Origin of the sequence: Mycobacterium sp. ACS1612 (genome assembly GCF_001667505.1) — a bacterium.
Classification (GTDB): domain Bacteria; phylum Actinomycetota; class Actinomycetes; order Mycobacteriales; family Mycobacteriaceae; genus Mycobacterium.
In genome coordinates, this window is record NZ_LZHZ01000065.1 from 1 (window position 1) to 12778 (window position 12778).

General features: G+C 67.6%; 11 protein-coding genes and 1 pseudogene. 1 reads left to right on the plus strand and 11 read right to left on the minus strand.

The features are described 5' to 3' along the window. Positions 1-134: 134 nt before the first annotated feature. From A5724_RS27090 to A5724_RS27130, 9 genes and pseudogenes are all read right to left on the minus strand, one after another. Positions 135-2108 (minus strand): VWA domain-containing protein, encoded by a 1974-nt coding sequence (locus tag A5724_RS27090; RefSeq protein ID WP_067809585.1) that lies wholly within the window; start codon positions 2106-2108, stop codon positions 135-137. A gap of 81 nt (positions 2109-2189) precedes the next feature. Continuing rightward, positions 2190-3572 carry a sigma 54-interacting transcriptional regulator gene (locus A5724_RS27095; RefSeq protein ID WP_067809969.1) on the minus strand — a complete coding sequence of 461 codons (1383 nt, stop codon included), beginning with the start codon at positions 3570-3572 and terminating at the stop codon, positions 2190-2192. 53 nt (positions 3573-3625) lie between these two features. Continuing rightward, positions 3626-4273 carry an LpqN/LpqT family lipoprotein gene (locus A5724_RS27100; RefSeq protein ID WP_067809588.1) on the minus strand — a complete coding sequence of 216 codons (648 nt, stop codon included), beginning with the start codon at positions 4271-4273 and terminating at the stop codon, positions 3626-3628. A gap of 2 nt (positions 4274-4275) precedes the next feature. Next, on the minus strand, positions 4276-5844 hold the full coding sequence (gene purH, locus A5724_RS27105) for a bifunctional phosphoribosylaminoimidazolecarboxamide formyltransferase/IMP cyclohydrolase (RefSeq protein ID WP_067809590.1): 1569 nt from the start codon (positions 5842-5844) through the stop codon (positions 4276-4278). Then, entirely contained in the window at positions 5841-6470 is a 630-nt protein-coding gene (gene purN, locus A5724_RS27110; RefSeq protein WP_067809592.1) for a phosphoribosylglycinamide formyltransferase, read from the minus strand. Before purN ends, purH begins: the two co-directional genes overlap by 4 nt. Before the next feature lie 20 nt (positions 6471-6490). Further along, positions 6491-7846, minus strand: a complete 1356-nt coding sequence (locus A5724_RS27115; RefSeq protein ID WP_067809594.1) for a DUF6350 family protein — start codon at positions 7844-7846, stop codon at positions 6491-6493. A gap of 60 nt (positions 7847-7906) precedes the next feature. Further along, positions 7907-8746 (minus strand): DUF5336 domain-containing protein, encoded by an 840-nt coding sequence (locus A5724_RS27120; protein WP_067809597.1) that lies wholly within the window; start codon positions 8744-8746, stop codon positions 7907-7909. A gap of 90 nt (positions 8747-8836) precedes the next feature. Continuing rightward, positions 8837-9968, minus strand: a pseudogene (sfnG, locus tag A5724_RS27125) (dimethylsulfone monooxygenase SfnG). A gap of 57 nt (positions 9969-10025) precedes the next feature. Beyond that, positions 10026-10229, minus strand: coding sequence for a hypothetical protein (locus tag A5724_RS27130; RefSeq protein WP_156752474.1), 204 nt, complete (start codon positions 10227-10229; stop codon positions 10026-10028). 218 nt (positions 10230-10447) lie between these two features. On the opposite strand from A5724_RS27130, the gene A5724_RS27135 reads away from it, so the two are divergent. Next, the gene (locus A5724_RS27135; RefSeq protein WP_067809602.1) at positions 10448-11128 is read left to right on the plus strand and encodes a sensor domain-containing protein; all 681 of its coding nucleotides are present in this window, start codon (positions 10448-10450) and stop codon (positions 11126-11128) included. 3 nt (positions 11129-11131) lie between these two features. Here A5724_RS27135 and A5724_RS27140 read toward each other — a convergent pair whose 3' ends face one another. Both A5724_RS27140 and A5724_RS27145 read right to left on the minus strand, forming a co-directional pair. Continuing rightward, positions 11132-12292, minus strand: a complete 1161-nt coding sequence (locus tag A5724_RS27140; RefSeq protein ID WP_067809604.1) for a type III PLP-dependent enzyme — start codon at positions 12290-12292, stop codon at positions 11132-11134. Continuing rightward, the gene (locus A5724_RS27145) at positions 12261-12776 is read right to left on the minus strand and encodes a hypothetical protein (RefSeq protein ID WP_067809606.1); all 516 of its coding nucleotides are present in this window, start codon (positions 12774-12776) and stop codon (positions 12261-12263) included. The genes A5724_RS27140 and A5724_RS27145 overlap by 32 nt, the downstream gene beginning before the upstream one ends. Between the last annotated feature and the right edge of the window lie 2 nt (positions 12777-12778).

A 12778-nucleotide genomic window follows, 5' to 3' on the forward strand; every position in this document is an offset into this window, starting at 1 on the left:
CGACAAGCCACACCCCACTCGGGGGTTCTCCTCACTTCAAGCCGACACGCCTGCTACCAACCTCATGGCCAGGTACACCTAGTCGGACGACGATCAAGCGGCGAAACGCCGCGTTGAGGAGTCCGACAATTGGCCTAGCGCCGCCTGCGCGACCTCAGGTAGTCGCCGACGACGGCGGCGCCCAACCCGTCCAGATCCGGCACCACGACCCGGCCCTGGACGAGGCGCGCGACCTGATCGATGAATTTGGCCAGACCTGGATCGCTGCCGAGCCGGAAGATCGTCACCTGTGCACCAAGCCGCGCCACGTCCTCGAATCCCTTGACGGTGTGCTGGATGGTGCGCCGATGCGGCGGGTAGTCGAAGAACACCGACATGTTTTCACCGTCGAAGTCCTCGAGGTGCGCGGTCGGCTCACCGTCGGTGACGACGAGCACCACCGGTTGGGCGTTGGGGTGACGCCGCAGGTGCCGCGCCGCCAACGCCAACGCATGATGCAAGTTGGTGCCCTGCTCGTAAACGCCTTCCAACCCGGCGAGCTCCGCCGCCGTCACCGTGCGCGCGTAGCGACCGAACGCGATGATCTGCAGCGCATCCGAGCGAAACCGGGTGCTGACAAGATGATTGAGCGCCAACGCGGTGCGCTTCATCGGCACCCAGCGGTTCTCCATCACCATCGAGAACGAGGTGTCAACCAGCAGTGCCACCGCCGCCTGAGTGCGCGTCTCGGTCTCGGAGATCTCGACGTCATCGACGGTGATCTTCATCGGCAACTCGGCGGTTCCGGTACCGGCCTGCCGCAGCACCGCGTTCGTCAGCGTGCGTGTGACGTTCCACGGCTCGGTGTCGCCGAACGCCCACGGCCGCGTCGCACCGGTCAACTCACCCGCCGCGCCCGCGCGGCGGGTGTCTCGCTCGCCGTGCCTGCCTGAAAGCTGTTGCGCGACATCGCGTAACGCGGTCTGCCCCAACTGACGCATCGCCTTGGGCGACAGCCGCCACTGCCCGTCGGAGCCGCGGTCCAGGAAGCCCTGGTCCATCAGCGCCCGCTCGAGTTCGGCCAGTGTCTTCGCGTCGATGGCCGCGTCATCACCCAACTGGCGGGCCAGCATGTCGAGGTCGACGTCTTCCATGGTGGCGCCCGCGTAGCTCTGCGACAGTGCCTCTGCGAGCTGTTCGAGTTCGGCGATGTCGGCCATCGCCTGCGCTCCCTCGCCCATTCCCATCGGGTTGTCGCCCGAGAACCGTGACGAGCCCGTCCAGTCCTCGCCCGGTCGCGCCGCCTGCAGGTGCGCGTCCAACCGGTTCAGCGCGTTCATCAACGACGGCGAGCCAAAAGCCTGCTGCGCCAACGCATCCAGCTCGGCGCGCTGCTCGGCCGACAGGCTGTTGCGGAACCGTTGAGCGGCCGCGGCGCGTTGGGCCAGCGAGTCGAGCAGTTCCTCGACGTTCTGCGGGTTCTCCGGGAAATACTCGCCATGCTTGGCCATGAAGTCATCAAAATCTTGCTGCGAGTCCTCCCCTCGAGAGTGCTTGTCCAGCAGATCGTTCAGGTCGTCGAGCATCTCGTTGACCCGCTGCCGGTCGTCGTCGGTGGCGTTCTCCAACGCCTGCTTCATCCCGGCGAACCGCTGGTCGAGCATCTCGCGGCCGAGCAGATCCTTGATCTGCTCGTACTTTTCGCGCGCCTCCTGGCTGCGCCAGTCGTAGTCGGACAGTTCCTGCACCGCCTTGGCGGGCGACGATGGCAGCGACTCGATGCGCATCTCGTTGAAGCGGGCGTCGTCGTCCAGCGCGCGGGCCAATTCCCTGCGCTCGGCCAGCACGGCCTCGTCGAGCAGCTTCTTGATCTCCTGCAGGGTGCCGTCGAGATTGTTGCGCTGCAACAACTCCCGGCGGCGACGGTTGGCCTCAGCGGCAAGCCGGTCGGCGCCGCGCATGTTCCTGGTGCCGCGGCGCATCAGCTCCGAGAGCGCCCGCCGTGGCGAGCTGCCCTCCATCACGTCCTGACCGATCTGCTCCAGCGCCTCGCGCAGATCGACGGGCGGCGCCAGCGGGTCCGGCCCGCCGGTGTATCGCGAATACCGCGACGTGTGCCTCGAGCTCATTTGTCGCACTCTCCCCCTACGCTTCGCGCGGGAGGTGCCCCCACAACGCAGCTCGTTCCTCGCTGCTTGATCGTCGCGCTCCTAGCCATAGACCGTTTCGCCTTCTCCAGAAACTTTGTCGATGCGCTTGGCCAGATACAGCGCCTCCAACGCCAGTTCGACCGCGGCGGCACGTTGGCCGTCGGACTTCGCTTCGAGGCGCTGCTGAATCTGCGCGATCGCGGGCACCTCCGGCACCGCGTCCAAAACCGCTCGCGCCGAGACCCGTTCGCCGGTGGTGACCGCAGAGCCGGCCTCGATCGCGGTCACCAGCGGCCCGACGTCGATGCCGCCGAGCAACCGCTGCGCGGTGTCCGCGGTGGCCCGTCGCAGCAGGTGCTCGAGCACCGCCTGCTCACGCCCCTCCTCGCCGGACTCGAACTCGAGCTTGCCGCGCAGCACGTCGACGACGGTGTCGAGGTCGCACACGCGGGCCACCGGATCGGGTTCGCCGAGCACCGCGGCACGGTGCCGCGCCGCGGCGGCGACGGTTTCTGCGGCCGCGATCGCGAATCGCGCCGACACACCGGAGCGCTGGTCTATCGAATGCGACTCGCGCAGATGGCGGGCGAAGCGGGCCAGCACCGCCAGCAGATACTCAGGCACCTCCGCAGCCAGATGCGACTCCTGCTTGATGACGCCCACCTCGGCCTCGAGTCGCAGCGGATAGTGGGTGCGGATCTCGGCGCCGAACCGGTCCTTCAGCGGGGTGATGATGCGGCCGCGGTTGGTGTAGTCCTCGGGGTTGGCGCTGGCCACCACGACGACGTCGAGCGGCAACCGCAGCGTGTAGCCGCGCACCTGAATGTCGCGCTCCTCCATCACGTTCAGCATCGCCACCTGGATGCGCTCGGCCAGGTCGGGCAGCTCGTTGATGGCGACGATGCCGCGGTGCGCCCGCGGGATCAGGCCGTAGGCGATGGTCTCTGGGTCGCCGAGGCTGCGGCCCTCGGCCACCTTGATCGGGTCGATGTCGCCGACCAGGTCGGCGACGCTGGTATCGGGGGTGGCCAGCTTCTCGGTGTACCGCTCGCTGCGGTGACGCCACGCCACCGGCAGGTCGTCCTGCAGGGTGGCGGCGCGCCGGATCGACTCGGGCGTGATCGGGGTGTACGGATGCTCGCCGAGTTCCGAGCCGTCGATCACCGGCGTCCACTCGTCGAGCAGCCCGGTCAGCGCGCGCAGCAGCCGCGTCTTGCCCTGGCCGCGTTCACCGAGCAGCACCACGTCGTGCCCGGCGATCAGCGCGCGCTCCAGCTGCGGAATCACCGTGTCATCGAAGCCGAGGATGCCGGGCCACGGGTCGCGGCCGTCGGCCAGCGCGGCCAGCAAGTTCTCCCGGATTTCGGCTTTGACGCCCCGCTCGCGATGACCGGCGGCCTTCAGCTCGCCAACGGTCCGGGGCAGATCTTGCGCTTGGGTCACCACACCACGCTACGACTCCGTCGGCCGTAGTGTGTGTCAGCACCCCGTCGGCGTCACCCCGCCTCGGGCGGCAGGAACTGGAATCCGGTCAGGATCACTTCGGCGTCGCGCCGGTAGGTGGGGTCGTCGGGGTTCGCGGTCTGGATGGTCACACTCGCCGCGTACGTCGCGTCATCGGTGTGCATGACGGCCATCACCACGGTGCCGGGATGGGTGGCGAGGTTGCCCATCTCCGGCGTCAGGTACTGCACCGTCTCGGCGGGCTGACCGCACAGCGTGTGCTCGGTCACCCGCAGATCGGTGGCGCCGAACCCCGACTCCAGCGCCGCGCGCTGGCTCTCGAACACCTCGGCGGGGTGCTCGAATCCCGGCACGCTCTCCAGAGTCACCACGACGTTCGGGGCGAAGCCGTCGCTGACGAGGTTTCTGTTGATCATCGCGAACCGGAACAGCTCCGAATCCAGCTTCGTCGAACGCGTCCAGCCCTGCGGTTGCGGGATCTTCATCACGGGCTCGTCGTCCTTGACGGCAGCGATCGTGGTCAACGGCGCATCGACGGCTTCGCATTGCGACGCGCCGGGCAGCGGGGACCGGTCGTCGGCGGCGACCGCCCGCGCATCGTCGACATAGCGCGTACAGGACGCCACCAGAAGCGTCGCCAGCGGGAACACCACAGCGGTGGCCCGCGACACCGTCACCATGGTCAGTGCGCGAAGTGCCGAGCGCCGGTCAGATACAGCGTGATTCCGGCCTTGGCCGCAGCCTCGGTCACCACGTCGTCACGCATCGAACCACCGGGGTGGACGATCGCCTTCACTCCGGCCGCCGTGAGCGTCTCGAGGCCGTCGGGGAACGGGAAGAACGCATCCGACGCCGCAACGGCCCCCGCCACCCGGTCGCCGCCCCGCTCGACGGCCAACCTGGCCGCGTCGACGCGGTTCACCTGGCCCATGCCCACCCCGACGGTCGCGCCGCCCTTGGCGACGACGATCGCGTTGGACTTCACGGCGCGGCAGGCCCGCCACGCGAATATCAAGTCCGCCAACGTTTCCGGGTCGGCGGGCTCGCCGGTGGCCAGGGTCCAGTTGAGCGGATCGTCGCCCTGCGCGTCGACCGCGTCCCGTTGCTGCAGCAGCAGACCGCCGCTGATCTGACGGAACTCGGTGCCTGCCTGCTGCGGTTCCGAGGCAACGAGCACACGGATGTTCTTCTTGCGGGCAAGCACTTCCACCGCACCGGGCTCATAGGCGGGCGCGATGATCACCTCGGTGAAGATATCGGCGACGGTCTCGGCCATCTCCACGCTGACCGCGGTATTGGCGGCGATGACACCGCCGAACGCCGACAGCGGATCGCATTCGTGGGCTTTGCGGTGCGCGTCGGCCACTGACACCGACGAGATCGCGATGCCACACGGGTTGGCGTGTTTGATGATCGCCACGCAGATGTCCTCGTGGTCGAATGCGGCCCGCCAGGCGGCGTCGGCGTCGGTGTAGTTGTTGTACGACATCTCTTTTCCGTGCAACTGCTCGGCCTGCGCCAAGCCCGGCCACACGGCGTCGTTGCGGTACAGCGCGGCCTGCTGATGCGGGTTCTCGCCGTAGCGCAGCACCGCCGAGCGCTTCCACGTCGCACCGAGCCACGCTGGCAACGGCACCGCCGGTTGCTCGGGCGCCAGCACCGAGCCCATCCAGGAGGCCACGGCAACGTCGTACTCGGCGGTGTGCCGAAACGCCAACGACGCCAACTTCTTTCGATCGTCCAGCGTGAATCCCCCCGCCCGCACGGCGGCCAGCACGCCGTCGTATCCGAGCGGCTCCACCACCACGGCGACGCTGGGGTGATTCTTCGCCGCCGCACGCACCATCGAAGGGCCACCGATGTCGATCTGCTCCACACATTCGTCGACGCTCGCGCCCGAGTCGACCGTCTCGGTGAACGGGTACAGGTTGACGATCACCAATTCGAAGGCCGCGATGCCCAAATCGGCGAGCGCCGCGACGTGTTCGGGTTTGCGTTGATCGGCGAGCAGACCGGCGTGCACGTGCGGGTGCAGCGTCTTGACCCGGCCGTCGAGCACCTCGGGGAAACCGGTCACCTTCTCGACCGGCGTCACCGGAACACCGGCGTCCGCAATGGTTTTCGCGGTCGAGCCGGTCGAGACGATGTCGACGCCCGCGTCGTGCAGTCCGCGGGCCAGTTCGGCCAGCCCCGTCTTGTCGTATACGCTGACCAGTGCACGGCGGATCGGCCTGCGCCCGTCTCCTGTCATCCTATGGTTGCCTTTCGTCCAGTCCAGGTCACGCCGCGGGTAGCCAGCGCTTCCAAAACGTCCACCAGTAGCCGTCTTTCGACCACCTTGATGCGCTCGTGCAAGGTCGCCTCGTCGTCGTCGTCGTAAACGGGGACGGACTGCTGCGCGAGAAGAGGTCCGGTGTCGGTGCCCGCGTCGACCAGATGCACGCTGCATCCGGTCACCTTCACCCCGTACTCGAGCGCTTCGGCCACCGCATGCGCGCCGGGGAAAGCGGGCAGCAGTGCGGGATGGGTGTTCACGATGCGACCGAGAAACCGGGAAAGAAAGTGCGGTCCAAGGATCTTCATGAAGCCGGCCGACACCACGAGGTCCGGTTCGTGTGCGGCGGTGGCTTCGGTCAGCGCGCGGTCCCAGGACTCGCGGTCCGGATGATCACCCAGGCGCACGACGTAGGTCGGAAGCCCGGCGTCCGCGCCGATCTCGAGCGCCCGGCACTTGCGATCGGCGCCGACTGCGACGATGCGCCCGGGGTAGTCGTCTACAGCCGCCTCGAGCAACGACTCGAGCAGCGAACCGGTTCCCGACGCCAACACCACGACCCGCGCAGGCGCGCTCGGGGGCACACGAAGGGGCTGCTGCACTCCTCGACAATAGTGGGTGCCTAGTCGGCGGCTTCGCCCTTACCGTCGCGCGCAGCGTCGTCGTCAGCAACGAAGTGGTCCTCGGGATCCTCGACGTCGCCGTGATACTCGGCCACCGGTGGCGGCTGGACCCGGACGGGCTCGACCTCGTCGGGTACGGGCTCGTCCTCCAGCGGGTCGGGCTCCTCGGCGAGCACCACAGGTTCCGGCTCAGGCTCCGGTTTCGGCTCCGGCTTGATCCGCTTGGGCCGTCGCGCAATGCCTCCGCTCATCACCACCGTCAACGCGCCGATGCCGACGAACCACAGGAAAACCGCGGGCGCGAACGTGACCTGGTCGACGCCGACATCACCGAAGTTCCCGAGTCGGCCGCCGCCAGCGAACCCCAGCAGCGCCATCGCCAGTGCCGCGATCGCAGCGGCGACCACCAGCTTGCCGAGCGCATGCAGCAGCGGCAGCGGTCTGCGCGCACACTGCTGCCCGACCGCGACACCCGACGCCGCGGCGGCGATCAGCAGCGCCACCCAGATGGGTCCCAGCGGCGGCGTCGGCACCGCCGCCAGCACCGGCAGCGCCGGGATGTCGCCGCCGAACACCGTGAACGAACTGAACGTCGCGAGGCCGACATGCGCACTGGACCCAACGGCTACCGCCGCGGTGCCGACCATCACGTTGGGCACGTACAGCACCGACAGCAGGGTCAGGCTGAACTGGCCGAACACCGAGTCGGTGATCGCGTACAGGTCGTGCATCGTCGACCAGTGCACGATCAGCGAGCCGACCATCACCACACCGGACAACCCGAGCAGGGCCAGCACCCCCGCGGCGGCCGCGCGGATAGCGTCCGGCAACCAGTTCGGCAACGGCGAAGCCGCCAGGGTCCGGCGCCCGATGCGCGAACCGACCCCGATCGCCGCCCCGATCCCGTGCACGGCCAGCACCCCGCCGAACGCTCGCAACGCGTTCGGGGTCTGCAGTTCGGTGAGCACCGAAGCCGCGTCGTGGATCACCGCAAGTGAAATCGCGGCGATCAACAGCGGACCGCCGAGCGCCGCACCGACCACCCACCGGGTCACGAACCACGAATGTTGCGGCGACGTGGCGACCGCGGTGGTGCGCGCCGTCCCCCAAACCATCGCCAGCACCGGCAGCAGCGGCATCACGCCGAGCTCGCTGCCGCCGATCGAGACGGGTACCTGGTGTACGCCCAGCCACATGCTGGCGATCGCGCCGAGCGCGCCTGTCATGTCGCTGTTGGCGATCAGCAGTTGCAGCAACACCACAGCCGCGATGACGACCAGCGCCACGATCGACGGCCCGAATGCGACCCGAAGCAGCTCACGCGCCTGGCGTGTGCCGACTGGTCGTTGGTCCACGGGTAGGGCCGCTCCTCGCGCTAGCTCACGCGCGCGAAGTTGACGCACGCGCGGCCCAGACTACGACGGAGGCGGGCCGGACTGGGTGGAAGACGACGGCTGCGTGGGCACCTGTGTCGTCGGCGCATTGCTCGCGTTGCTCGAACTGCCCGACGACGGCGGCTGGCCATAGGTGGGGAAGCCGGTGGGCGGAGTTGGAGGACCGCTCTGCGGGCCTGACGAGAATCCGCCGCTCGACTGGCCTGCGCCGGGGTAGCCGCCGCCGTACGGCGAACCGTAGCCGGGGCGCTGTTGCTGCTGCTGATGCGGCGGACCGGGCTGATGCGGCTGCCCGTAGTACGGCCCTGGCGCGCCGTATTGGCCGTACTGCTGCTGCTGCTCGTAGCGGGGCTTCGGTGCGGGCGGGCTGATCACGCCCGCGTCGAACAGCAGCACTGCGACGGCGACGATGGCCTGCACCACGCCGAACGCGATGATCAGGTAGAGCCCCCACTTGATCTCGACGCCTTCCGGCGCGGTCAGCACGATCGCGATGGCGAGCAGGAAGCCGAGCACCGACAGCACCGCCACCAGCGCGGGCGCCGACTTCTGCTTGGGCACCAGCGCGACGCCTGCGATCAGGCCGGCGAGCAGCGACGCCACCACGCCGAGGTCGAGCAGCGTCGGCGTGAACAGGTCCGTGCCCGCCGACGCGAACAACGGGCCGTAGCTCGACACGTAGACCGCCAGACCGAGCGCCGCGACCGCGGCGGTCAGATAAAAGGGCAACTTGCTGGGGCCCTCGGCGGCAGGAGCGGACGCAGGCTCCGGCAATTTGCCGAACTGCTGAGTGGGCGCTGCGAACTGAGTTGTCGGTTGCTGCGCTTGCGGATATCCGGGGCTACCGGGCGGGTAGGTCATGACCTCTCCTGTGCTGGCCTGAGGGATTCAGATAACCACGCTAGCGCACCCCCGTTGTGAAGGGTTGTGAAGGCGGCGGACGTCCGCGTCTCAGGCCGACACCAGCACCGGCGAATCCATCGAATCTTGTTCGGAATCCTCGATTTCCCGCACCAGAGGCAGCACTCGCGAACCGAAGTACTCGATTTCTTCCTGGAAGTGCAGGAAGCCGCCGAGGATCAGGTCGACGCCGCGTTTGCGGTACGCCGCAACGCGTTCCGCGATCTGCTCCGGTGTGCCGATCAATTGCGTGCGGAATCCGTCGTTGTACTGCACCAAGTCTTCGTAGGAGGAATCGGCCCACATGCCGCGCTTGTCGGACGTCGAGTTGCCAGCCTGTTGGACGGCGGAGCGGAATCCTTCGACGGCGGGCCGGTTGGCCTTCGCGATGATCTCTCTGAGGACCTCTTTCGCTTCCTTCTCTGTATCGCGCGCGATGATGAATCCGTTCAGCCCGAACCGGACCTCGCGACCCGCGTCGCGGGCGTGGTCGCGCACCTCGACGACCTGTTCGGTCAGCCCGTCGAAATCCTTGCCGTTGGAGAAGTACCAGTCGGCGTAGTAGCCGCCGTTGCGACGCGCGGCGGTCGAGTTGCCGCCCTGGAAACAACTCCGGGTTGGGCCGCGCGGGTGTGTTCAGCGGCTTGGGCTTCAGGGTGAAGTCGTGGATGCGGTAGAAGTCGCCGCGGAAGTCCACGTCGTCCTCGGTCCATATCTTGCGGAGCACCTGCAGGAATTCGGCGCTGCGGCGGTAACGCTCGTCATGTTCCAGCCATGGCTCGCCGAGGTGGGTGAACTCGTCTTTGAACCATCCCGACACCACGTTGACGGCGAACCGGCCGCCCGAGAGGTGATCGGCGGTCGCGCCGAGTTTGGCCAGCACCGCGGGCTGCCACAGGCCTGGGTGGACGGCGGCGATCACCTTGAGCTTCTGCGTGGCCAGCAGCAGCGCCAGCGAGAAACTGGTCGACTCGTGCTGGTACTCGGCGCCGTAGCTGGCCTCATAGCGAACCTGCGACAGCGCGTATTCGAACCCGTTGTTCTCCGCGGTCTGCGCGAGCTTGGCGTTGTATTCGTAGTTCCAGTCGGTGCGCTGCTCGATGTCGCTGGTGACCAGGCCGCCGCTGACATTGGGCACCCAGTACGCGAACTTGACGTGGTCTGCGATCCGTTCGGTCGTCATGGTGTGCATCCCACCAATAGGCGGCCCTGGCCGTCGCGGGTAACGCTCGCCCTGACGTTAAGTGTCGTCACGCGGGGTGACGCGATAGCTGAAGCGCCATATCCGCTCGGCACCAACGGAATCGGCTGGCCGCGAGCCGTGCAGGTAGACGAATGACACCACTTCGTCGCTGGCGACCTGCGACTGCGCGCGTCGTTCGGCGAGTGCAAGGACCTCGTCAGGATGCAGACCCGATGGGACGACCAGCGTGTCCCGCCGCACCTCACCACCTCGCATGCCCCATCGTGACTCCATCGACGTGGCTTCTGCCCGGGTTGCGCACCTCCTCAGCGCAACTGTGACTGACCTGTTTCGGGTCGTTACCAGAAAACAGGAACATCGTTATCGGAAACGGCGCGAATTCGACGGACGCGTCAGTGCACCTGTTACACCATGGCATCCGGGGAGTTTGGTTCGACGAAAACGGGGAGGCCGAAAGGATGCGTCAGCCTGCTGTTGCGCTCACCGTCGCCGTGATCTGCGTGTTGACGGCCGGATGCACGATGACCGGGCGGGCGGTCATGCCGACCACGATTTCGATGATCCCGCGTCCGCTGGTCGAGCGGGAACTGGCCGGGCTGCTGCTCACCGTCGACCAGGTGAACGCCGCGATGGGGTCGACCGCGATGGCGGTGACCAACACCCAGACGACGATGTCGGACAACAGTACGACCATGGCGCCGCCCGAGTGTCTTGCCGTGGATGGCGCCGCCGAGGCCGCGGTGTACGCGGACAGCGGTTTTCAAGCCGCGCTCGATCAAAGCCTCAACGACGGCGACCAGTTCACCCACTACCTCAAGCAGGCCGTGGTGCTGTATCCCCTCGTCGACCAGGCTGCCGCCTTCCTCGATCACTCCGCACTGCAGTGGCGGACGTGCCAGCACTACACGCACATCCAGAGCAACACCCAATGGACCGTAGGCCCGATCGTCTACGCCGGCGGCGCGCTGAGCACCACGGTGACTGAACAGGATGCGGCGGCGCCGGGATGGGGCTGCGGGCGCGCGATGTCGTTGAAGAACAACGTCGTCATCGACATCAACACATGCAGCGCCAACCCCGCCGACTCGGCGTTGAAGATTGCCAACCAGATCGCGCAGAACGTGGCCGCGCGCTGGTGATGTCTAGCCCATCACGATCGGCGTGGCCGGTATCCCGTTGAACCGTGACGCCGTCACGCTGGTGTAGGCGCCCATCCTCGGGCTGACGACGATGTCGCCGACTTCGAGCGCGGGCATCGGGTAGTCCCGGGCGATCACGTCGGCGCTGTCGCACGTCGGCCCCGCCAAGGTCACCGGCTCGTGTGCTGCTGTCGCGTCGTCGGTGAGCTCTCGCAGCGCGACGATCGGAGGGTGCACGTCCTCGGTCATCACGTTGGAATAGCTGCCGTACAGCCCGTCGTCGAGGTAATGCCACACCTCACCGCCGCGCTGCGCGCTGCCCACGACGCTGGTGAGTAAGGTCATACAGTCGGCGGCCAGGTATCGGCCCGGTTCGGCCAGCAAAGTGAACTCGTCGCGCGACGCGCCGAGCGCGGTGTCGACGGCCTCGGCGATGGCGTCGAGCGTGGGCATCCGGTCGCGATAGGTGACCGGGAAACCGCCGCCGATATCGATGATGCGACTCTGCACACCGAGGCTGTGGTCGATGTGCGCGATCAGGTCCAGCGTGCCGCGCAGCGCGGTGGCGTACGGCTGCGGCGAGGAGCCCTGGCTGCCGACATGGAAGCTGAACCCGGCGAACCGTACGCCCGCGGCGAGGACGTGCTTGACCAGCAGGTCGGCGTCGGCCGGTTCGACACCGAACTTCGACGACAGATCGGATTTCGCCGACGGGTTGCGGAAGGCCAACCGCACCAGCAGTTCGATGTCGTCCGGTCGGCCCGCGAATTTATCTGCCTCAGTGGGGTTTTCGACCACGAACAGCCGAATGCCCGCTGCGTAGGCCCTGTCGATGTCGGCGGGCTTCTTGATCGGATTGGTGTGGATGCAGCGGTCCATCGGCACGCCGAGCCCGCCGAGCAGCGTCACCTCGGTGTCGGTGGCGACGTCGAAGCCGCCGCCGCACACCGCGATCGTCGACAACACCAGCGGATGCGGGCACGCCTTGACCGCGTAGTGCAGCTCGAAACCCGGCAGCTTCTCAGCCAGCTCGCGGTAGCGGCGGGCGACCAGGTGCGGTTGCAGCACCAGCAGCGGCGTCCCGTGGCGTTCGGCCATTGCGGTGAACCGGCGAGCTTCCTGCCGAAGTTGTTCACACAGCTTCGACCGCCAACCCGGATTCATCTCTCACCTCCTGACGGCCGACCAACAAACCCTTGAATCGCTCGTAGCTGACGATCGCGAACAGGTAGAACGCGACGTCGGAGACGAGTTTCCCGAAGATCCAGCCTGCGACCGTGCTGCCGAACAGCAGCGGGCCGACGTAGAACGCGGCGGGTCTGACCGCCACGCTGTCGATAAGCTCGGCGGGGCCGAACTCGACGGCCACGCTGCGCAGTGCCAAGAACATGGACACCGCCATCCGCGGCGGCCACGACCGGCGGCTGTTGTCGCGGTAGTTCCAGCGCAGCGCGCTGGTGTAGGCGGCCGCGTAGTAGCCGGCCGATGCGCCGATGGTCGCCGTGATCGCCGCGGCCGCCAACGAGCCCGTCATCAGGTATGCGACCGCCGCGCCGCCCAACTCCCCCACGGTGCCCGCGATCTCGCACGGCAGGTAGCGGCGAAGCCATTCGCGCAGCTTGGCTCTGGTATTCCCCCCGGTTGTCACAC